This is a genomic window from Faecalibacterium sp. An121 (assembly GCF_002160915.1).
Taxonomy (GTDB): Bacteria; Bacillota; Clostridia; order Oscillospirales; family Ruminococcaceae; genus Faecalibacterium; species Faecalibacterium avium.
In genome coordinates, this window is sequence record NZ_NFLM01000002.1 from 111,893 (window position 1) to 133,681 (window position 21,789).

Sequence of the window (21,789 nt, forward strand, 5' to 3'; positions counted from 1 at the left end):
CGCCCAAAGTGATATACTTGTTGCAGCAAAAGTACACACGCTGTCTGGGGGCGGGGCCTTCCCGCTCCCTTCTGTTTCACCGCTTGACACCGCTCAAAGCTGAAAGGAGCATCCCTCATGCGCACTACCACTCTGCTCACCTGTGCACGCTTTGCCAAGGAGGGCGAAGCCTTCGCCCCCGTCTCCCTCCCCCATACCTGGAACGCCAAAGACGGCCAGGACGGCGGCAACGACTATTGGCGGGGCGTAGGCACCTACCAGATCGATCTGCCCGACCCCACCGACGGCAAGCGCCAGTTCATTGAGTTCAAGGGCGCCAATCATGTGGCCACCGTCTACTGCAACGGCCGTCTGCTGGGCCAGCACAAGGGCGGCTTTTCCACCTTCCGCTTTGACCTGACCGCCGCCATGCGGCCCACCGGCAACGTGCTGCGGGTGGACGTGTCCAACGCGCCCTCCGACATCTACCCCCAGACCGCCGACTTCACCTTCTTTGGCGGCCTCTACCGCGAGGTCAGCTTCATCGAGACCGCCCCCGCCCACTTCGACCTGCTCAAGACCGGCACCAGCGCCGTTTTTGTCACCCCCATGGTATCGGGTACCACCCGCCTGGACCTGTTCCCGGTGGACGCCGATGGCTGCACCGTCTCGGTGGACCTGAAAGACGCCTCCGGCGCCGTGGTGGCCTCCGCCTCCGCCCCCGCCGAGGCCCATACCGTCCTGACCCTTTCGGTCAAGGCGCCCCATCTGTGGAACGGCATGGCCGACCCCTACTGCTATACCGCCGAGGCTTCCCTTCTGCGGGGGGATGAAGTGCTGGACACCGTAGCGGTGGATTACGGTTACCGCTCCTTCCATGTGGACCCCAACACCGGCTTCTGGCTCAATGGCAAAAACACCCCGCTGCACGGCGTGGCCCGCCATCAGGACCGCCTGGACAAGGGCTGGGCCATCAGCCGCGCCGACCACGAGGAGGATATCGCCCTCATCAAGGAGGTGGGCGCCAACACCGTCCGTCTGGCCCACTACCAGCACGACCAATATTTCTACGACCTGTGCGACCATACCGGCTTTGTGGTCTGGGCCGAGATCCCCTTCATCAGCCGCTTTATCCCCGGCCAGGAGGCCCACGACAACACCCTCAGCCAGATGACCGAGCTGGTGGCCCAGAACTACAACCACCCCTCCATCTTCTTCTGGGGCATCTCCAATGAGATCCTCATCGGCAAAGACCGCGAGGACCTGCGCCAGAACCTCCGCGAGGTCAACGCCCTGGCCAAGCGCCTGGACCCCAGCCGCATGACCACCATGGCCCAGGTCACCATGACCCCCATGGAGAGCGAGCACAACATCATCACCGACGTCGAAAGCTACAACCACTATTTCGGCTGGTACTTCGGTGAGGCCGCCGACAACGGCCCCTGGCTGGATCAGTTCCACGCCATGTATCCCGACCGCTGCCTGGGCGTCTCCGAGTACGGCGCCGAGGCCATCCTCAAGTGGCACTCCGCCTACCCCGAAAACCACGACTATACCGAGGAGTACGCCTGCGAGTACCACCACGACATGCTCAAGACCTTCGCCACACGTCCCTATCTGTGGGCCACCCATCTGTGGAATATGTTCGACTTTGCCGCCGACGGCCGTGACGAGGGCGGCGTCCAGGGCCGCAACAACAAGGGCCTTGTCACCTACGACCGCAAGACCAAAAAGGACGCCTTCTACCTCTACAAAGCCTATTGGACCACCGAGCCCATGCTCCATGTCTGCGGTGTCCGCTTTGTGGACCGCGCCCCCGGCGAGCGCAATGTCACCGTCTACACCAACTGCCCCTCGGTCACCCTGATCCTCAACGGCGCCGAGGTGGCCACCCTGGAGGCCGTGGACCACGCCGCCGTCTTTAAGGACGTGCCCCTGAAGGACGGTCCCAATACCGTCAGCGCCCGGTGCGGCGACGTCGCTTCCAATACCATCATCCTCAACGGCGTGGCCGAGCACAACTACGCTTACGACCTGCCCGAGGGCAACGACGCCGCCAACTGGTTCGATGACCCCAAGGCCCGCGAGGCCCGCAAGCCCCTCAACTATCCCGAGGGCTTCTACTCCATCAAGGATAAGGTCACCGACCTGCTGGCCAACAGCGAAACGGCTGCCATCATTCACGACGCCATGGAGGTCTTTTCCAAGAGCAGCATGATGAGCATGATGGGCAGCAGCAAGGAGGACGGCGCCGGCGGCATCATGGGCACCATGCGCCTGACCGATATGATGAAGATGGCGGGCAAGTCCTTCTCCGCCGACGTCAAGCGCCAGATCAACGACGCCCTCACCAAGATCCGGAAAGGCTGACCCTTCCCTTCTGATTTCCTCTCCATTTTCACATTCCTTTCTTTTCCAACCCTCGCGAAAAGGGGCGCACCCGCAAAGGTGCGCCCCTTTTCAGTATGCCGCAAAACGGCCGCGTTCCTGCACACGCGGCCGGAAATCCCTTCCCCCGGCTGCGCTGCCTCTCACCGGTTCTGCCGCATCACGTCGAACATCTCCTTGATCTCGCTGATGGTATACCCGCGCTCCCGCATGGTCCGTGCAAAGTCGGTGTAATCCATGTCGCTGCCTGCGGTGGGCAGGACGGTGCTCTGGGAGCCGCTGCTCTTGCCGGCGCTCTGGCTGCGGCTGCCCGTGCCCTTTGTGCCGCTGCTGCGGCTGGCCGCCCGCATACTGGCTGCGGCCGCCTCCTGCTGCGCCTGGGACCGCTTGAACGCCCATTCCTCCTGGGCCAGGGCCAGCTTCTGGCTCGTGATGTCGTTGTCGAACCGCTGCTGGGCCAAAGCGTCCTGATACTGCCGCTCGGCGCTCTGGGATTCGTAGGCCTGCTGGGCCAGACCGTCCTGGCGCAGCTGCTCCTGCATCTGCCGCTCCCACGCAGCGTCGGCCTGGGCCGCCTCGTAATCCCGGTTGTCGGCGTACATGCTGTACCCGGTCTGTGCCAGCCCGCTCAGCAGCGAACCCAGACCCGTGGTGCCGCTGATGGCCAGCTGCGCGATGTTGCCGATCAGCCCCAGCACGCTCATCACATTGTTGAATCCCTGCTGCTTGCGCGCTGCCTGCTCCTGCTCCTCCTGGCTGTAATAGCCGTACAGGGTGTCCAGGCTGGACAGGTAATCGTTGTAGCGGGCGTAGTCCTGGGCCTGGGCGGATTCGTAGGCGTCCTGCTTTTGCTCCAGCTGGGTGTAGTAGTCGTCCAGCTGCCGCTGGTACAGATCCTGCGCGTTCTGTTCCTGCTGGTTCAGGGCGTCCAGCTGATCCATCAGCAGATCCCCTTCGCTGGTATAACTGTCCAGCGCCAGGTTGTACAGGGTGGGGATGATGCTGTTCAGCCCGTTCATCTGCTGCTGGTAGGCCTGCTGGGCGGCGCTGGTGGCGTAGCTGGAGCCATAGCCCCCGGTCAGGGCGGCCGCCTGGGCCGCGGCGTCCGTGCTGGCGTCGTGGGCATTCTGGCGGTAGCTCTGGGCGTACTGGCGGTAAATGGGGTCGGCCGCGTGGTCGTAGCTGAAGGTTTTCTGGCTCAGCGCCTTGTCCAGCAGCCCGTCGATCTGCCCCTGGTACTGGCTCTGGTAGGCCCCGGGCCGGCTGGACTGCCACTGCTCCAGGGCGTCGGCGGCCTGGGTCACCGTCTCGCTGGGACGGTACTGGGCTGCGGCCAGGGCGTTCTGCACCGCGTCCTTGCTGTTCAGGCCGCTGGTGCTGTATTGGATGGTGGTTTTCTTTTTGGTCGCCATCGGGCTCCTCCTTTCTCATTCGGCGCCGGCGTCCGTCCCCTCCAGGCGGCTGCGCAGCCCCTCCGAAAGGTTCTCGGTGTCGATGTTGCTCAATACGTACTGCAGCTGTTCCTGCATCTGATACAAATAGTTTCGTATCACCCGGGCGTCCTCCGGGTCCATCCGGCTGCTCAGCCGGGGCAGGCCCAGTTTGCTCAGCCCTGCAATGCTTGCCATGGCTTTCCTCCTTTCTCTCACAGGCCGCCCCTGGCCGCGGCAAAGGTGCGGCTGGCGCTGCGCAGGGTCAGCTGACCGGCGCCGGTCAGCCGCAGGCGCATCGTGTCATGCCGCCGGGGCGTCAGGGGGATGTACAGCTTTTCCTTGGCGGTGCGGGCAGCCGCGCTGGCCAGCTTTTCCCAGGGGCCGCCGTCGCAGCTGGCCCACACCGTCAGCGTGGAACCGGGCTGCGCGTCCAGCCGCAGGGTCAGCCTGCACAGGTACTGGTCCTCGTTTTCCTCCAGGCCGATGTCCCCTGTCTCCAGGGCGAAGGGGATGCTCTCCTCGGCCTCTCCCGCCCCGCCCGCCAGGACGGCGTCCTCCTCCCGGGCCGGACCGGCCGCCCACAGGGACTGCCCGTCCCAGAGATACAGCTGCCGCCCGCTGGACAGCAGCTCCAGCTGGCCGCTGGGTCCGGGGTCCTCCTGGTGCCACAGCCCCTTTTCGGTGTCGTACACCAGCAGCCGGGCGCCGCTGTCCCGGGCCAGGTAGAGATAATACCGCCCGTCCAGCCAGCCGCCGGCGGCCCGCTGGGCGCCCGCCAGACCGCTGGGGTCCAGCATCCCCGACACCTTCACCGGCAGGCTGCCGTCCCAGGCCATCACCCCTTCCGGGGAGAGATAGTACAGCGTCTCGTTGATGACGCACAGGCTCTCGGCTGCGTATTTGGCCACGCCCCGGCACCGCAGGGAGCTGAGCTGGAAATCGGAGGGCTTGGAGCCGCACAGCTTGTGCAGGGTGTTCTCCTTGAAGAACAGCACCGAGCCCATACAGGTGGCCGCGCCGGTAAAGCTGCCGTCGCTGCCCACCGTCACCGCATAGCTGTCGGCGGCGGTGTTCCGGTAGGAAAACCAGTTGGTGGGGTCCCCCAGCTTGCAGGCATAGATCACATTTTCGCCGCTGCTGCAGCCCCACACCCGGTTGTCGCACTCGGTCAGATAGTCCAGGTCGGGCACCCGCCGGGTGCAGCTCACTGCCTGCTCCGCCGTATAGGTCAGGGTGCTTTTGCCGTCCAGACTGCTCCAGGAGGCCGACTGCCCGGTCTGGACGATGCGGCCATAGAAGTGCTCCCCGCCCGGGGTGATCCGCACCATCAGCCAGTCCTCTCCCGCATCGTAGAGCACCTTTTCCCCGTCCAGGTCATCGCACAGGCCCGCCGCAGCGGCCGCCGTCCCCTGTATCGTCACGGTGTCCCACACGGCAAACGCTTCACCGATGCCGTCGGAGCGGATCTTGCAGTGATCCAGGGTCACCGCCGTCCACCGCTCCAGCGAGCTGCTGTATACTTCCAGGGTGCCGTCGGCGTTCCACGGGCTGGACTGGCTCACCACCTTCAGGAACACTTCTCCGTCCTGGGGGTCTTCGGGTTCCTGGGTGCCCCAGCTGCCCACCGTGTAGGTGTTGCCCTCTCCGTCGCAGGGCACCATCTCCACCGACGCCCCGCCGCCGCTCCAGGCCGCGCCCAGGGGCTTCAGGGTGCCGCCGGCTGTGTCAAAGGCCGCCTTGTCCGGGAAGATCAGCACCCGGGTGCCAAGACCCACCAGGGTCTTTTTCCCCTCCGACAGCACCCCGGTCAAGACGGTGGGTTCCTCCCCGCTGTCGGGGATGTAGGTCAGGCCGCCGCCGCTCACCAGCACAAAGCCATTCAGATGGTACATCCCGTCCACGTTGGCCAGGGTCCGCAGCTTCCGCCGGGGCGTCCGGGTGGACAGAGCCGGAAAGTCCCGGCTGGAGAAGTTCTCCCCCGCCGCGTATTCCGCCTCGCTGCACCCGAAAGTTTCGTTCAGCCCACCGAACACCCGCAGCTGCCGGCGGCTGTTTTTGAGGTCGGGCAATTCGGGCAGATACATCCTCTCACCTCCTCACCAGCGCATCCGCCGCACCGGGGGCGGACAGCTGCGCCGCAGCCACGCCGCAAACTCCCCCAGGATCGCGTTGCACCGGGTCATCGCACCCGCATAGCGGTCGTTTTCCCCCAAAGCCGCGTCGATCATGGCGCACAGGTAGTGGGGATACATCCCGTCAAAAGGGAAGGGCACCAGCAGTACGGCGCTGTCCTCAAGCCCTTCTGCCCACAGCTTGTCTGCGCCCACTTCCCCGTAGTCCGCCGCGCCGCCGGGCTCCACCACCCGCGCCCGGATCTCTCCATCCTGCCGGCGCAGCCATTCCTTCATCTCGTTTTCGCCCACGCTGCAGCCGGGGCGCAGGGCCCTGGCCCGGGCCACCGCTTCGCCTGCTGTCATCTGCAAGCCTCCTTTCTCTGTCACAAAAGGCCCGGCGCTCAGGCTGCTGAACGCCGGGCCGCCGGTCACTTGCCCGCTGCGCCCTCAGCCGCCGCGATGCGGGCCGCAGTCAGGTCGTCCTGCTGCTGGCTGTGCTCCAGCACCTCGGCCACCGAGCGGGGCACTTCCACCTCCACGCCCCTGCGGATCTTGTAATTGACGCCGTTCACGCTGACAAACAGATCGCTTTTGTAGCGCCCGTTGTCCTTGAACAGCCGGATACGGACCTTTTCTTCTTCCATCTTCCTGCTCCTTTCTCAGTTGGCTGCGGCCGAGGCCGAGTAGCTCGACAGGCTCTCGATCCGCACCATGTACTGCTCCACCAGCCGCTCGGCGGCGCGCATTCCCTTCCAGCCCACGCTGGCGCGCTGGTTCAGGGGGTCGTCGCCATAGCCCAGCTGCTTGACGATGTGCTCCAGGCCCCCGCCCTCCAGCTCGGTAACGCCGTAGGCATGGGCGCCCAGCACCAGGGTGCCAAACACCGCATAGTAGCCGTCGCCGTTGGCCGGGCAGGTCTCGTCCTTCCAGATCTTGGCCTCGCTGGTCTCAATGAAGCGGATGTTGCCCAATTTGCCGATCTCGCCCCGGTACATGGCCTCGGGGTCGGCGTACTTGTGCACCTCGATCCACTCCTTGCAGGTCTTGAGGTCATAGGCGGCGTAGGGGTGGATGATGGCCACATAGCTGTCCCCCAGGGTGTCGGCGTTCATGGCGCCCAGCTGAGCTGCCGCCTGGAAAAACAGTTTGGGGGTCAGCTTGCAGTCAAGGGTCAGGGCGGTGCGGCTGGTCACCGCCGTCTCGGCGCCGTCCGCACCCACCTTGGGCGCATAGATCACGTTGGTGCCGCCCGCCAGCACGTCCCGGGTCAGGGAGTCCAGGGTGCGGCCCGCCTGGCTGGCCAGGATACGGGTGGCCTGCACCACGTTGTTGTCGATGGCGGTCATCTGCAGCACGTCGGTCAGGGGGGTCCAGCCGCCGTACTGGTGCAGATCCGCCGTGATGGTGGAGACGGTCAGGGCCTGGCCGTCGGGGGTCACGCCCTCCTGCAGGGGGACGGTGGCCTTGGGCAGGCTGTCGTACTTGCGGAACTCAATGGTCTTGCCGCCGCCCACCGGCATGGGGTAGTAGTCCGCAAACTGGTCGTGTACCAGCCGGGGCTCGGCCTGGTCGATGAGGCGCTTCTCATAAAAGACCTTCATCTCGTTGGTCATGGTGCCGGTGGTGTTCAGCAGTTTGCTGTCCGTGCCCGAAGCGCCGTCCTCCGCAAACAGCTGCAAGTCAAAGATGGCCTTGTAATCTTTCATCTGTCCTGTTCCTTTCTCTTGTGTATGTGGTTCCAGCCCGCAGGCCGGCCGTACCTTGTTCACAGCCGGATCTTGGCGCCCCGCATCACTTCCCGCTCGATGGCTTCCCGCTGGGCCCGGCTCATCCGGCTGACATCGGGACTGGTGGTGGCCGCGCCGGTGGGGCGCAGGCCGTTTTCGGCCGGACGGACGCCCCGCTCCCGGACCCGGTTCACGACGCCCCGTTCCACGGCCCGGGCGGTGCTCTCCATCAGCCGGTCGTAGTTGGCTGCCCGGTAGGCGTCCCGCATCCGCATCCCCGGCATCCGCATCATCCGGCGCATATCGGGGCTTTTCAGCGCCTCCCGGAAGGAATACCCCGGGTCATACCGGCGCATCTCCGCCTCCTCCCGGGCCCATCTGCGGTGCAGCTCGTGGATCATCCGCAAAAAGGCGCCTGCCTCCCCGATGCCCAGCATGGAAGCGGGCCGCGGCTCCGGGGCCTCCTGTTTTTCTTTTGCCCCGGCAGGCTCCGGAGCCGCAGGTTCCGGGCTGCGCCGCCCGCGGCGTCCCATGGTCCCTTCCGCCATCGCCTGGCGCTTCTGCTCCCGGCTCAGGGCGGGGCCCTGCCCGAACATCTGCAGATCCACCATGCAGGCTTCGCCCTCCCGGCTGGTGTCCGCATAGCGCAGGTTGTCGGGGTAGCGCTCGGCCAGCAGGGCCAGGCCCGCCTTGACCAGGGCAAAGCCCCCTGCCACTTCCGGTCCCTCGGCCCCGGGGCCGGCTGTCACCGACACCCGCGGCCCGTCCGGCCCGTCGGACGCGGCGCTCTCCACACCGGCCCGGTCCGCCGTCATCCACACCAGGGCCTGCATCAGGATGCTGGCGCCGGCGCAGACAATGTCCTGCCCTGCGGGGGCGTAGTTGGCGTGGCCCTTCACGCTCAGCCGGCGGGTCACGCCGTCCGGGCCTTCCAGCTCACTGTAAACTGCTTTGATCATACTTGCTGCCTCCTTGTGTTGGTGTTCATGGCCCGGCGTGCCGCGGCGTCGGGAGCGGCGGGCCTTGCAGCCCGCACCGGCTCCGGCAGGCCCTTCCGGGCCTTCACCAGCTGCGCCAAACGGGTCAGCTGCTGCTGGGCCGCCTGCAGCTGCCTGGCGAGGGTGCCGTTCTGCCGCACCCGCTGGCGCACCTTCTCGATCCCTTCAAAGTCCATCATCTCCAGAGCCGCCAGGGCGGCGTCCGCGTTGGCGGGGTTGAAGAAGCCCAGCTGATAGCACTCCTTGGCCGTCTCGTTCTGGGTCAAGCGGCTGAAGGTGGATTTTTTGGCCGCCGAGATGGTGATGTCGAACACCGGCTCCCGGCTGCCCAGTTCCACCCCGGCCAGGTCTTTCACCGGCACAGGCCGCAGCATGGCGGCGCTGAAGGGCAGGTAGACATTCTGCCCTCTCTCCCCCGTGATCCGGAAGACCCGCTCCTCATCGTAGAACTGCCGCATCAGGTCGATGACCAGGTAACACTCCTGGGCAAAGGCCCGGTAGGCGCTCTTGATCATATCCCGGCTCAGCTTGCTGCCCGCCTCCTGCAGGGCCGCGATGGCCGAAGCCGCCGTCACGCCCCCCGAAGTGCCGCCCTGGCTGATGTCCCGGTTGCCGCTGATCTCCTTCAGCTCGTCCACACGGCTGTTGCGGTAGGTGATGGAGCTGGGCTGCAGCCCGGCGGTCTGCAGCTGGTGGAAACTGTCGTCGCTCAGCCGCCCCGACACATGGATGATGTCCCTGCTCAGGTCGGCCAGCTCTTCCTCGTTCACCCCCGCCCCGTCGCTGAGGACATACCGCTGCTTGGAAGCCAGCAGCACGTTCTCGTCCATGGCCTGGTTGATCCGGTCGATGGAGTTCTGGCAGTCCTTCATCACGTCGATGTACCCGAACCCCGCCGGGCTGTCCTCCTCCTGGAACAGCACGTCGAACACAAAGGGATACTTGCCGTGGTCATAAAAGCCGCGCCGGGCCAGCCGGGGATCGTTCTCGCTGGCGTACAGGGGCACCCCGTTGCAGAACTTGCAGTAGTGCACCAGCATCCGGCCGCCCGGCCCCGGCTTTTTGTAATACCAGTCCACCACCACGCTCTTGTGGGTGGTGTCGATGCTGTCGTCGTGGATGTACCGCGCCGCGTCGATGGTGCCGCCGGTGCGTCCTTTCAGCTGGGGCCAGCGCTGGGCCAGCTGGTCCGAGTCCTCCAGGCTCAGGCTGAAAAAGTGGGGGCTGTCCTGGATGTCCATGACGCCCGGCTCCCAGTACAGCATCAGGATGTTCATCGAGCGGATGGCGATCTCTCCCAGGCCCCCCTGGGCCGAGGGGTCCCAGAAGATCCCCTTGACCCCCGTGCCCTGCTTGAGCTTGCGCCACCAGCTGTCCGAATAGACCTGCTCGTAGCCCGCCTGCTCCAGCACCACCGGCAGCACGCTGGACAGGGTGCGCGCGGCGGTCTCATCGTCGGCGGCCCGGGGCATCACATTGGGCTCGGGGTAGTTGTCCATGGCGTCGGCGTGCTTGCTGGCGATGGAGTTGAACAGCCACCCGCTGGAGGGCTGGGGCTTTGCCTCCATCATCCGGTTTTTGTACTGCTTCCAGTGCGCCATCCTGAACCACAGCTCATTGTCGATCAGCCGCCGGTCCAAAGCGGCCTTGCCCGCCTTGTAGCGGTGCAGCGTGCGCTCGGCCTGGGCCACCTGTTCCGTCCCGATGACCGGCGCCGGCTGCAAAATATCTTCCTGTTCGCGCATTTTCTTTCACCTCAGATCCTGTAAAATACCGCTTTCCTGCCGGGCCGCAGGTCCAGCGGGTCGTCGGGCGCCGCCGCCGGGCAGGGCCGCGCCGGCGGCGTGATGGGGTTTTCCATCAGGACATACCGGCACTCGTCGTAGATGTGATCCTCCTGCCGGGTATCCACGTCCTCCACATTGCTTTCGTCGTACACCAGCGCCGGGATGGTCCGCACAAAGTGCTTGCAGGTGCGGAACACCTGGAACATGGGCCGGCCCTCCCCGTCGAAGGCCAGGCGGTAATGCAGCTGCATCTTGCCGGCCAGGCGGGTGTTGTCCGCCGCCGTCCAGTGCAGGCGGCCGGGGCTGCGGGCCATCATGTCCGCGATGCTCTCCCCCCGGCTCTCGTCAAAGATGGCCGGGTCCGCCACCCCGCGGATCACCCGTCCCCGCAGCTGGGGGTCGTTCTGCTCCGCCTCCCGGATCCGCCGGGCCTGCTCCACCGGGTCCAGACGCAGCCCTTCGTTGGGCCTGCCGGTGCTGCCGTACAGCTCCTTGATCCGGTAGATCCGCCCTTCCTCGTCCACCGCGTACCACCCCACCGAGAAGGGCCTGGAAAACCCGAAGTCGTAGCCGCGCCAGATCCGCCAGTGGGCCGGGATGGCAAAGGGTTCGATCACATGGGTCCAGCGCTGGTCCCGGTAGTGTTCGGGGTCGTTGCGCCACTCGGTGAACACCTGCCCCGAAAAGCTGTCCCAGCTGCCATACAGCAGCGCCTGCTTTTCCGCTTCGGGCAGGGCCGCCAGGTTGGCCAGATAGTCCGGGTCGTTGGCCAGCAGGGCCGGGTTATCGAACACGGTGGACTGGATGAACACCCTGGCCCGGGTGTAGGTGCGCTGGGTGCCGTCCGGCATCCTCACCTTATATTCCTCCAGGATGGGGGTGCCCGGCGGGGCCGGCGTGATGAACCGCTCCTTCACCCAGCCGTGCCCCACCCCGCCGGGGTTGGTGGTGGCGCGCAGGTAGACCCGGGTGCCGGGTCCTGTGGGACGGTTGCGGCTCATCATATAGCTGTACTCCTCCCACGCAAAGTGGGTCAGCTCGTCAAAGCCGATGAAGTCGAAGGCTTTGCCCTGGTAGTTGGTGCGGTCCTTGGTGTACTGCATGGCGCCAAAGTAGATCTTGGCCCCGCTGGGGAACACCCACACATGGGCGGTGGCGTTGTACTGCGCCCCCGGGAAGGCCCGCGGATAATAGTTCATGCTCTTGTCCACCAGGTCCGTCAGCTGGGGGAAGGTCTTGCGCAGGATCAGCCCCCGGTAATGGGGGATGTGGGCCTGCCGCAGCGCCTCCACCACCAGTGCATCGCTCTTGCCGCCCCCCGCCGCGCCTCCATACAGGGCTTCGGGTTCGCTGCGGGCCATGAAAGCCCTCTGCCGGGGCTGGGGCTTCCAGATCACCGGTGCGTGCCGGTCTGTCAATCCGATTCCTCCTTTCCTGCGCAGGCTTCGGGCAAAAGCACGACGCCGCATTCTTTCCGGCCCTCCTCCGGGCTCTGTTCGCCCAGGCTCCTGGCCACGGCTGCCAGATCTTTCAGCACGGCGGTGATCTCCTTCAGGGCCTTGATGTCGCCGCCCTGCGTCTTGCGCCGGCCGGCCAGGTCTTTTGCCTCCTGGGCCACAAGGCCGCTCAAAAGGTCGGTGGCCCGCTGCAATTCCGCCAGGCCGCCGCTTTTCTTCCTCGCCATCCCTTTCCTCCTTTCTGCCGTTTCCCGGCTGCCTGGCCACAGGATACCATCTTTTGGCGGCCGGGCACAGTGTGTCCTTTCGGGGCTTTTTCTCTGCGCCAAAAACCACCCTTTTCTTTTCCAAAAGCACAGATCCCGCCCCCACTTTCCTCTTTGGCTCTGTTGTGCTACAATAGATTCAAAGCACCCCCACCTTTTTTGATAAGGAGGACCCTTTCCATGTCCCATCGCGAACGCAGGCTCACCCCTGTTGGCCGAGATCATGATCCTGGGCGGCGGGGGCGATTTTCTCATCCTTCTCCAGCTGCTCCGCTACCGTCCCGCTTCCCCCGACGTCCTCTGCCTGGACCATCCCTACGAATGCGGCTTTGTCGCCTTTGAAAAGGCCGTCTGATCATCCTGGAGGTATACCGCTATGAAACTGCTCATCATCCGCCACGGCGAACCCGATTACGTCCACGACACCCTCACCGAAAAAGGCTGGCGGGAAGTCCGTCTGCTGGCCCGGCGCATCGCCCCCATGGACGTCAAACAGTATTACGTCTCCCCTCTGGGCCGCGCCCAGGACACCGCCCGCCCCACCCTGGAGCTGGCGGGCCGCACCGCCATCACCTGCGACTGGCTGCGGGAGTTCACCGGCAAGGTGGAAAAGCCCAACCTTCCCGGCCAGCAATCCATCGCCTGGGACTGGCTGCCCCAGGACTGGACCCGGGACGAGCGCTTTTTCTCGGACACCGCCTGGCTGGACAACGAGGTGATGGCCGCCGGCAACGTCCGGCAGGCCTACGAGAACGTCATCACCCACTTCGATGACCTGCTGGCGCAGCACGGCTACGTCCGGCAGGGCCGCCTCTACCGCGCCGTCCGCCCCAACAACGACACATTGGTGTTCTTCTGCCACTTCGCCCTGGAATGCGTGCTGCTCAGCCGCCTGCTCAACGCCTCTCCCATGGTGCTGTGGCACGGTTTGTGCGCCGCCCCCTCCTCGGTGACCACCGTGGTGACCGAGGAACGCCGCCCCGGCATCGCCTGTTTCCGGATGCTGCAATTCGGGGATGTGTCCCATCTCCTGGCCCACGGCGAACAGCCTTCCTTCATGGCCCGCTTCTGTGAGTGCTATGGCAATGAGGGCGAGATCTCCGACGACAACGACTGACTGTACAGCAGCAAAAAACCGCCGCGCCAGAAAGCTCTGACGCGGCGGTCTTTCTATTTCTTTATTTCCGTTTCATGCCGGATGCAGCTGTCACTGCTGCACCATCCGGATGACAGCGGCGCCGTCCTGCATGTTCACATCGATGCGGGCCCAGTCCTCGCTGCCGTAGGGCTCGATCTCGGTCTCGGTGCCGTCGCTGTTGATGAGGTACAGGTCATATCCGGCGATGTCCTCCCGGGGGAGCATGACGCTGGCCGTGACCCCCTTCATGGCAGAGACGCCGCTGCTGATGCAGGAGACGGTCATCACCTTCACCCCGTTGTCCAGGGTGCCCATGTGGACATAGGTGTCACTGAAGTTGGAGGAGGTGTCGTCCAGCTCGGTCAGACCGCTCTCCCCGTTCACATCTCCGCACTCGGCGCAGATCACATAGTCCTTGGTCTCGCCGTAGGGGCTGGTGAACCGCACCGTCATCTGGGCGTCGTCGCTGCCCCCGCAGTCGCTGTCCATATGGTCCAGCACCTGGGCGGTGTAGCGGGACGTGCCGTCGGTCCCGGCGGCAAAGCTGGACAGGGCGCCTCCCGCCAGCATACAGGCGGACAGGCTGAGCATAGCGGCGGTCTTGATCCAATTCGATTTCATCATAATTCTCACCTTTCTCCCTTTTGGGGTCGTAATACGAACGTTGTTTGTGATGTTGGGTGTCTTTATCTCCAGAGGCATCGCCTCCTTGGGGCTTGCTGCAAGGATACCATCTCCAGCTTGAGCCAGCCTTGACGGCGCCTTGATTTTTCCTGGAACTTTTCAGTCCTTTTTCACCGCCACCAGCACCCGCACCTTGCCTCCGGCGGCGCAGCCCATGCTGTCGTACCAGCCGATCAGGTGGTAGTTCTCGGCGTCCACCTTGGCCAGGGTGGTGGGGTAATACTGGCCCTTGTACCACAGGTACACCTGCATATCGTCGGCGGTCTCGTAGCGCTTCTCCCCGCTCTTTACCCAGGCGGCCCCCAGCTGGTCCACCATCACCGGCATCAGCTGGGTCATGCTGGTCACATCGCCCGAGGCATTGGTGCCCACGGCGATGCCGCCTGCCACCACCGGATACTTGACGGTGGTGTTGAGGGTGGTGTTCTCCCCGTCGATGTAGCAGCTGTAGCTTGCCCCGTCTCCCAGGAAGCCCAGGATGCTGCTCAAAAGGCCGGTGGTGTTGTCCGAGGCCACCTCCAGCAGCCAGCTGGCGATGCTGCTGGGACTGCTGGTGAGGGTCTCCCACAGGGTACTGCCCACGCTGCCGTCGATGATGCCGTACAGGATCTCGCTGGTGCTGGGCAGCAGATCCAGCAAGCTGGTGCTGCCGCTCACCTCGGTGGAGCTGTCGCTGGACACCGCGTTCACCAGGTTGCGCACATCGTCCAGCACGCCGTAGGTCCACAGGTCCCCTGTGACGTTATCCAGGATCAGCCGGTCGATCTGGCCCTCCTCGTTGGTGGTGTAGTAGCGCACATCCCCGCTGTCCAGGGTCACCCCTGCCAGCCGTTCGGGGCGGACCGTCCCGGCCATCCCGTCCGAGGTGGTGTCCAGGATCTCTACGTTTTCAGCCAGGACCTGCCCTCCCAGCGACCCGCCGTCCTGGCTGAACGTGCCGCTGGTCTGTTTTGGGTCGATGGCCTCCACCTGTTCTCCGTTTTCGTCCACGGTGATCTCCACCAGCCACCCGGCCGGGAAGTTGAGGCTTTTGTCCACGTGGACCGTCCGGGTCACCCCGTCGGTACAGGCCACAGCCACGCTCTGCTGTACATCGGCGCCGTTGTCCTCGGTCAGGCTGCGGGATGCGCTCTGCACCACCCCGTAAAAGACCGCGTCGGCCTGGTCGCCGGTCAGCACCCGCACCACCTGGTCATCCATCCCCAGCAGCAGGGTCACCACCTGGCCCACTCCGCCGCCGTTGAGGGAGGAGATCTGCGCGGCGGCGGAAGCGGTGCCAATGGTGTATTCCGTCCCCGCCACCGTCACGGCGGTGGGAGCGCTGGCCGAGGGGGACACCGCGGTGATCCGGCCTGCGGCCCGGGTGTCATAGATCCACACGGTGCGTGTGTTCTCGTTGTAATAGTAGACGTCGTACTGCTCCAGCCGGGCCGAGGCCGCAGCCTCATCGTTGCGGTAGACCGCGGCGGGCTCAAAGGGCAGCTGGGTGCTCTCCCCCGCCACGAAGGGACCTTCCAGGTTGCCCAGCAGCACGGCGGACACGTCCACCTGTCCGTCGGTGACGGTAAAGCCCAGGGTGCTGGCATAGACCTCGTTTTCCCCGTTCTCGGCCATCAGGGCGTTGTACAGCAGCACCGCGCCGGCCGACGGGGCAGTCAGCGTCTGGGACTTCTGGTAGGCCAGCCGGGCCGAGCCCAAAGCGCTGACCCCATCCACCGAGGCGGTGGCCGCCTGCGCCGACGTCAGGCTCCCTGCGTTGGGCACCGCGATGGTCACCGACCGCACCAGCAGGCTGCCCCCGCTCTGGGTATCCTCTCCCGAGATGGAGCGGATGGTGCCGGTCAGGGTCTCATAGGTGCCGTCCAACGTCACCTGAGCGGTTTGCCCCACCGTAAAGCCGGCGGCGTCCGCCGCGGGGAAATCCACCGTCAGCAGCAGGCTGCTGTCGTCCCGGATGGCGGCCACCTCCTGCCCGGCTTCCACTACATCCCCCGGGGCTACGCTGATGGACACCACCGTGCCCCCGATGTCGGCGTCGATGTACTGACCGTTCACCGCGTCCTCATAGCTGCGCTGGGCCTGGTCCAGGCTGATCTGGGCCCGCTCCACGCTGTTGGCGGCGTCCGAGCTGTCGATGGTGTACAGGACTGTGCCCTTTTCCACCATGTCCCCTTCCTCAAAGCCGGCGGTCAGCACTTCTCCCCGCACCAGCGATTTCACCTCGTAGGAGTTGGCCGCCTCGATGGTGCCCGACTCGCTGAATACGTTGGTGATGCTGCGCCGCTGGGGGGTCACTTCGATATAGGTCGTCTCTGCGGCAGCCGGGGCTGCCAACTGCCTGGCTGCCAGCACACCGGCGGCCACCAGTACGCAGCCTCCCACCGCCAGCAGCTTCCATCTGCGCCGGAGCAGGCTGCCCTTGCCGCCTGCGGCGGCCTTTGGGCTGTCCCTGTCCTCCTGTGGCTTTTGCTTGAACATTGTTGCCCCTCCTTTTTGGTTTGCAGCAGAGCCTCTGTTTGGCCCTCCTGACAGAATGCAGTATACAGGGCATTTCTTAAGCTTCCTCCTGAAGAAATTATTAAGACTCCTTTAAGGCGGGTGAACTTTTTATGAATGCCCCCGCACAGAAAAACGGCGCGGCAGGCGGAAAAACTCCACCTGCCGCGCCGCGGCGTTTCTTATTCCTGTGTGATGGGGAACAGCAGGGTGATGCGGTAATGCCCCGGCTCCCGTTCCACCCGGACATCGGCCTGCATCCGCGCCATCATGGCCTGCACGCTCTCAAGACCCACCCGCGTCCTGTCGGTCCCGGGGGCCTCGGGCAGCGCCTGGTTGGCAAAGGAAAGCCCGGCCCGCGTCTCATCCCGCACATAATCTACTTCCACCGGCTGGGACGGGTCCGCGTACTTGAGCAGGTTGGAGGTGATGTTGTCCAGCACCCGGCGCACATACTGCCCCCGCACCGTCAGCACCACATCCTCGCCGCCCAGCCGGAGGGCGCAAGCAAAGCCGTGCTGCTGCAGCTGTTCGGCCATATCCGCAAGCGGCTCCTCAAAGATCTGGGAAAACCGGGCGGGCGGGTCCATGTCCGCCGGCGCGTCCCGGGTCACCAGCGCATATTCAAACAGGTTGTCCGACATCTGCTTGATCTGCCGGGCCTTGGTGTCGATCTTGGCCAGGTATTCCTGCAGCTGGGCCTGCCCGTCGTACCGGCCTTCCCGCACGATCTCGGTATAGAGCAGCAGGGTGGTCAGGGGGGTGCGCAGGTCGTGGGACATCTCGGTGATCAGGTTTTTGACCCGGGCGTCCGCCTCGGCCTTTTCCTGGTGCTGGCGGTTGAGGGTCTTGCGCATCGAGTCCAGACAGGAGGCCAGGGTGGTCAGCTCGTCCGCCCCCTGCACCGTCACCGGGTGGTCCAGATCGCCCCCCTCCATAGCCTGGATCTCCTCGCTGAGCAGGCAGATGTACCGTACGATCCGCCTGCACCCCAGCAGAAACACCCCCAGGAACAGCGCGATGCACCCCAGCGTCAGCATCCGGGTGGCCAGCATCGCATTGGCCCGCAGCACATCGCAGTAGAGCACCGCGTCCAGCTGTCCGTCGGTAAAGAACACCGGGGCCCGGGGAGTCCAGTCGTAAAAGGGGGCCGCCTGGCCCTCGTGGTTCAGGTCCTGGCGCTCGGGCACAAAGGAGCTGTATACCAGCACGTGGTCCTGATAGAGTTCCAGCAGGGTGAAGTCGTGCTCATCCACCCATCGGGTGATGCCTTCCACGTCGGAGGCGGCCAGCTGTTCCTCGGTCACATAGCTCTGGAAGTCCTCCAGCAGCCGGACCGTCTCCTTCTGGCGCAGGTCGGTCTGTTGGGCGTAAGTCTCCAAAGCCGCCAGCACTACCACCCGCAGCACCATAAACAGCAGCACGCACCCCGCCCCGGTCACCACCAGCAGCCGGATGAACTGGGCCGTCAGCCCTTTGCGCTTAGACATCTTCCCCCTCCCCGCCTCCGAAGTGGTAGCCCTTGCCCCACACGGTGCACACGCGCTTGGGGTTCTGGGGGTCTTTTTCGATCTTGACCCGCAGGTTGCGTATGTGCACCATCACCGTGCCGTTGGACACATAAAAATAGGGCTCGTTCCACACCTTCTCATACAGCGCCTGCACCGGGAAGATCTGCCGGGGGTTCTGCATCAGCAGCCGCAGGATCTTGTATTCGGTGTCGGTCAGGTCGACCGCCTGGCCGTCCACCCACACCCGGTTGTAGTCCAGCGCCAGACGTACCCCGCCGGCGCACAGCATCTGTTCTTCCACCCGCACCCCTGCCTGGGCCTTGCCCTGGTAGACGCAGTACCGGCGCAGCAGCGCCTTGACCCGGGCGCTCAGCTCCGCAAAGGAAAAGGGCTTGGGCAGATAGTCGTCCCCGCCCGCCGTCAGCCCCAGCAGTTTATCCGACTCCTGGGACTTGGCCGTCAGAAACAGGATGGGCACGGTGGAGCTCTTGCGCAGCTCCTCGCACACCCGCAGCCCCGACATACCCGGCATCATCACATCCAGGATCACCAGGTCCACCTCCGGGCCAAATACCTCCAGGGCCCTGGCCCCGTTTTCCGCCTCCAGGATATGGTATCCCTCCCCCGCCAGCAAAATGCGTACGCCATCCCGGATGTCCGGGTCGTCTTCCACCAGCAGAATGGTCTGTGCACTCATGGCAGCATCCTCCTTTTACCATTGTTTCAATCAAAGTATACCAGCCCATTCTTGTCTTTTCCGTGAAAGATTTCTTAGGAATTCTAAAGACGGACCCAAAAGGCCCCGCCTTTTCCCTTTCGGGCAAAGACAGGGCCTGTTTTTACAGAGCAAGGGGCCATACGGTGCCCGCAGCGCCTTCCAGACGGAGGGTGACCGGCCCGGGCTCCGGGTAATAGCGGGTGGTGAACACCGCCTCGCCGCCATTGACAAAGATCTCCAGGCTGGAGGCGTCCGCCAGCACCCGCACCGAGCGGCAGGGCGTTTGCAGCTCCATGGTCCGGCGGTCCCGGCCCGCTCCCAGCGCCTCACCGGCAAACCAGAGGGAGGCTGTGGACCCGGCCTCGTCGCAGGCAAAGGTCAGCCCGCCCGCCACGGTCAGGGCAAAGCTGCCCCCAATCGCCGCCTCCAGCTCAAAGCAGGGGGATACGGCCATCTCGGCGCCGTCGGCCAGCGCCGCCGGGGCGCCCCGCAGGGCTTTCAGCTCGTCGGCGGGCGCTTGCACCAGGAGCTCCCCTTTCCGGCAAAGCTGCCGCGGAAAGGTGAGGCAGTGCTGCCAGCCGTGCTCCACCGTGGGGTTGTGATAGGGGGCGTCGGGCATCCCCATCCAGCCGAACTGCAGCCGCCGCTCCCCGTCGGCAAAGCTCTGGGGGGCGTAATAGTCAAAGCCGCCGTCCAGGGGGTGGTAGTCCCCCAGGGTGCACTCCCCCCGGAAATCCCCGTGCAGGGCAAAGAATCCGCAGCCGTACACATTCTGACAGGGGATGCCCTGGGGCGACACCAGCAAAAACCACTGTCCGTCCAGCTGGAACAGGTCGGGGCACTCCCACATATAGCCAAAGGGTTCGGGCGTGGTGATGGTGTTGATGTGCCGCCAGCGGCGCTTGTCGCTGCTGGACAGCACCAGCACCTCCCCCCGGTCCTCCCGGGTGCGGGCTCCCAGCACCATATAATAGACTCCGTCCTGCCTCCACACCTTGGGGTCCCGCACATGGCAGGAAAGCCCTTCGGGATAGTCCGCGTTGCGCATCAGGCATTCCTTAGTGTCTGCGGTCAGGCAGTCCCGGCTCACCGCCAGACAGAGATTGTGTTCCCGGCCCTCATGGATGTAGTCGTAGCGGCCGGGCAGCTTGACGTTGCCGGTATAGAACAGCCACAGCTGCCCATCCTCGCAGAGCGCCGAGCCCGAGTAGTTCCCGTGGCAGTCAAAGGGCTGGTCGGGGCAGAGCATCACCGGCTGGTGCTGCCAGTGCAGCAGGTCGGTGCTGGTGACGTGCCCCCAGTGCTTGACCCCGCCGGCCGGGTCGAAAGGCCCATATTGGTAGAACACATGGTAGGTGTCCCCCACCTTGCACAGGCCGTTGGGGTCGTTGAGCCAGCCCACCGGGGGCTGGATGTGCAGCTTCTGGCGGTGGGGGTCCGCCTTGGCCCGGGCGGCCCCCAGCCCCTCCACCAGGGGCACCAGACGTTTCAGATCCTGTTCCAGTGCATTCATACGGCAGCGTCCTCCGGTTTCCAGATCAGCCAGGTGACCGCAAAGGACACGCCGAAGGCGATGGCGATCGAGATGATGTACTGCAGGGGAGCGTGCAGGCACAGCAGCACCCCAAAGATGCCGGTGACGCCGGTGCCCGTCGCACCCAGGCCCGCCACACTGGCATACAGCGCACCGCAGGCGCCGCCGGCCAGCCCGCCGAGGAAGGGCTTGAAATACCGCAGGTTGACGCCAAAGATGGCAGGCTCGGTGATGCCCATGCAGGCGGACAGGGCCGAGGGCAGGGCCATCGATTTGACTTTGGTGTCCCTGGACTTGAGGGCGACGGCCAGAGCCGCGCCGCCCTGGCCCATGTTGGCGGCGCTGGCCAGAGGCAGCCAGTAGGTCAGGCCGTACTGGGCCAGCTGGCCCAGGTCGATGATGGTGTACATATGGTGGATGCCGGCCACCACCGTGATGGCGTACAGGCCGCCCATCACAAAGGCGCCGATGCCGAAGGGCAGGGTGATCAGGGTCTGCACCCCGCCGATGATGCCGTTTTCGATGGTGGTGAAGATGGGTCCGATCACCGCCAGGGTGAGGTAGCCGGTGACAAAGACCGACACCAGCGGAGTGACGAACAGGTCGGTCATGGCGGGCACCACCTTGTGCAGCCGCTTTTCGATCTGGCACATCACCCACACCGCAATGATCACCGGGATGACGTGCCCCTGATAGCCCACCAGAGGCACCTCATACAGCCCGCCGAACACCGGCTGCATCACCTGGACGCCCTCCGAGACGGTCCAGGCGTTCTGCAGGTCGGGGTGGATCATGATCATCCCGATGACGGCCCCCAGGAACTGGTTGCCCCCGAACACCCGCGCCGCTGCAAACCCGATCAGGATGGGCAGGAAGGTGTAAGCCGTATTGGAGAACAGCTGGGCGAAAACGTAGATGGAACCGGAAGTGTCAATGTCCAGAAAGCCGTTGTTGACCATGAAATTGAGCGCTTCCATGATCCCCATCAAAAAGCCCGACGCCACGATGGCCGGGATGATGGGCACAAAGATATCCCCCAGGGTCTTGATCAGCCGCTGGGGCAGCGGCGCTTTGGCCGCCGCGGCCTGCTTGACGTCCTCTTTGGTGCCGCCCTGCACCCCCGACAGGGCCGTGAACGCCTCGAACACCTTGTTCACCGTGCCGGTGCCGAAGATGATCTGCAGCTGTCCCTGCGCCTCAAAGACGCCCTTGGCCCCCTCTGCATCTTCCAGAGCCTTTTTGTCCACCTTGCTGTTGTCTGCGATCACCAGACGCAGCCGGGTGGCGCAGTGTGCCGCCGAAACGATGTTGCCCGCGCCGCCTACGGCATCCAGGACCTGCTGCGCTGCCTTGTTGTGATCCATGATCCTTTCTCCTTTCTGTTTTGCCCAAAAACCAGATACGCCAGCCGCACCACTCCGCCTTTTGGAATGGTAACGATTTCATTTTGTGCCCCAATTATATACGTTTTTCCGGCAAAAATCCATTGGCAGAAAAAACAAATCCCCTATTTTTATGTTATTGATTTCATAAAGTTTCAGAAAAAAGGGCGGCCTGCC

At 64.7% G+C, this 21,789-nt stretch carries 19 protein-coding genes; 3 read left to right on the forward strand and 16 right to left on the reverse strand.

Going from position 1 to position 21,789, the window contains the following annotated elements:
- The first annotated feature begins 117 nt into the window (after positions 1-117).
- Positions 118-2,349, forward strand: a complete 2,232-nt coding sequence (locus B5E66_RS01740) for a glycoside hydrolase family 2 protein (RefSeq protein ID WP_087228254.1) — start codon at positions 118-120, stop codon at positions 2,347-2,349.
- Positions 2,350-2,510: 161 nt separating this feature from the next.
- Here the strand turns inward: B5E66_RS01740 and B5E66_RS01745 are convergent, their stop codons facing one another.
- The 10 genes from B5E66_RS01745 to B5E66_RS01790 form a co-directional block, all read right to left on the reverse strand.
- Positions 2,511-3,779: a cell envelope biogenesis protein TolA gene (locus tag B5E66_RS01745; protein ID WP_087228255.1), complete on the reverse strand. Its 1,269-nt coding sequence runs from the start codon at positions 3,777-3,779 to the stop codon at positions 2,511-2,513.
- A 15-nt stretch (positions 3,780-3,794) separates the two neighbouring features.
- Entirely contained in the window at positions 3,795-3,995 is a 201-nt protein-coding gene (locus B5E66_RS01750; protein WP_087228256.1) for a hypothetical protein, read from the reverse strand.
- A 17-nt stretch (positions 3,996-4,012) separates the two neighbouring features.
- Complete coding sequence (locus B5E66_RS01755) at positions 4,013-5,884, reverse strand: hypothetical protein (protein ID WP_087228257.1); 1,872 nt, start codon at positions 5,882-5,884, stop codon at positions 4,013-4,015.
- Positions 5,885-5,896: 12 nt separating this feature from the next.
- Positions 5,897-6,277, reverse strand: a complete 381-nt coding sequence (locus B5E66_RS01760; protein WP_087228258.1) for a hypothetical protein — start codon at positions 6,275-6,277, stop codon at positions 5,897-5,899.
- A 65-nt stretch (positions 6,278-6,342) separates the two neighbouring features.
- On the reverse strand, positions 6,343-6,558 hold the full coding sequence (locus tag B5E66_RS01765; RefSeq protein ID WP_087228259.1) for a hypothetical protein: 216 nt from the start codon (positions 6,556-6,558) through the stop codon (positions 6,343-6,345).
- A 15-nt stretch (positions 6,559-6,573) separates the two neighbouring features.
- Complete coding sequence (locus B5E66_RS01770; protein ID WP_087228260.1) at positions 6,574-7,620, reverse strand: N4-gp56 family major capsid protein; 1,047 nt, start codon at positions 7,618-7,620, stop codon at positions 6,574-6,576.
- A gap of 59 nt (positions 7,621-7,679) precedes the next feature.
- Positions 7,680-8,600: a ribosomal-processing cysteine protease Prp gene (locus B5E66_RS01775; RefSeq protein WP_087228261.1), complete on the reverse strand. Its 921-nt coding sequence runs from the start codon at positions 8,598-8,600 to the stop codon at positions 7,680-7,682.
- Entirely contained in the window at positions 8,597-10,384 is a 1,788-nt protein-coding gene (locus B5E66_RS01780) for a portal protein (RefSeq protein WP_087228262.1), read from the reverse strand. The genes B5E66_RS01775 and B5E66_RS01780 overlap by 4 nt, the downstream gene beginning before the upstream one ends.
- A gap of 11 nt (positions 10,385-10,395) precedes the next feature.
- A complete protein-coding gene (locus B5E66_RS01785) occupies positions 10,396-11,787 on the reverse strand; it encodes a phage terminase large subunit (RefSeq protein ID WP_242955958.1) in 1,392 nt (463 codons plus the stop codon).
- A gap of 53 nt (positions 11,788-11,840) precedes the next feature.
- On the reverse strand, positions 11,841-12,110 hold the full coding sequence (locus B5E66_RS01790; protein ID WP_087228263.1) for a hypothetical protein: 270 nt from the start codon (positions 12,108-12,110) through the stop codon (positions 11,841-11,843).
- 250 nt (positions 12,111-12,360) lie between these two features.
- Between B5E66_RS01790 and B5E66_RS13065 the strand changes: the two genes are divergently transcribed.
- Both B5E66_RS13065 and B5E66_RS01795 read left to right on the forward strand, forming a co-directional pair.
- Positions 12,361-12,504: a hypothetical protein gene (locus tag B5E66_RS13065; protein ID WP_158098309.1), complete on the forward strand. Its 144-nt coding sequence runs from the start codon at positions 12,361-12,363 to the stop codon at positions 12,502-12,504.
- A 21-nt stretch (positions 12,505-12,525) separates the two neighbouring features.
- Entirely contained in the window at positions 12,526-13,266 is a 741-nt protein-coding gene (locus B5E66_RS01795) for a histidine phosphatase family protein (protein ID WP_087228264.1), read from the forward strand.
- Between the two features lie 90 nt (positions 13,267-13,356).
- Here the strand turns inward: B5E66_RS01795 and B5E66_RS01800 are convergent, their stop codons facing one another.
- The 6 genes from B5E66_RS01800 to B5E66_RS01825 form a co-directional block, all read right to left on the reverse strand.
- Entirely contained in the window at positions 13,357-13,911 is a 555-nt protein-coding gene (locus tag B5E66_RS01800; RefSeq protein WP_143406919.1) for a hypothetical protein, read from the reverse strand.
- Between the two features lie 159 nt (positions 13,912-14,070).
- Positions 14,071-16,449 carry an efflux RND transporter periplasmic adaptor subunit gene (locus tag B5E66_RS01805; protein WP_087228266.1) on the reverse strand — a complete coding sequence of 793 codons (2,379 nt, stop codon included), beginning with the start codon at positions 16,447-16,449 and terminating at the stop codon, positions 14,071-14,073.
- 200 nt (positions 16,450-16,649) lie between these two features.
- A complete protein-coding gene (locus B5E66_RS01810; RefSeq protein ID WP_087228267.1) occupies positions 16,650-17,957 on the reverse strand; it encodes a histidine kinase dimerization/phospho-acceptor domain-containing protein in 1,308 nt (435 codons plus the stop codon).
- Complete coding sequence (locus B5E66_RS01815; RefSeq protein ID WP_087228268.1) at positions 17,950-18,675, reverse strand: response regulator transcription factor; 726 nt, start codon at positions 18,673-18,675, stop codon at positions 17,950-17,952. The genes B5E66_RS01810 and B5E66_RS01815 overlap by 8 nt, the downstream gene beginning before the upstream one ends.
- A 142-nt stretch (positions 18,676-18,817) precedes the next feature.
- The gene (locus B5E66_RS01820) at positions 18,818-20,209 is read right to left on the reverse strand and encodes a glycoside hydrolase family 32 protein (protein ID WP_087228269.1); all 1,392 of its coding nucleotides are present in this window, start codon (positions 20,207-20,209) and stop codon (positions 18,818-18,820) included.
- Positions 20,206-21,594, reverse strand: coding sequence for a PTS transporter subunit EIIC (locus tag B5E66_RS01825; RefSeq protein WP_087228270.1), 1,389 nt, complete (start codon positions 21,592-21,594; stop codon positions 20,206-20,208). Before B5E66_RS01825 ends, B5E66_RS01820 begins: the two co-directional genes overlap by 4 nt.
- Between the last annotated feature and the right edge of the window lie 195 nt (positions 21,595-21,789).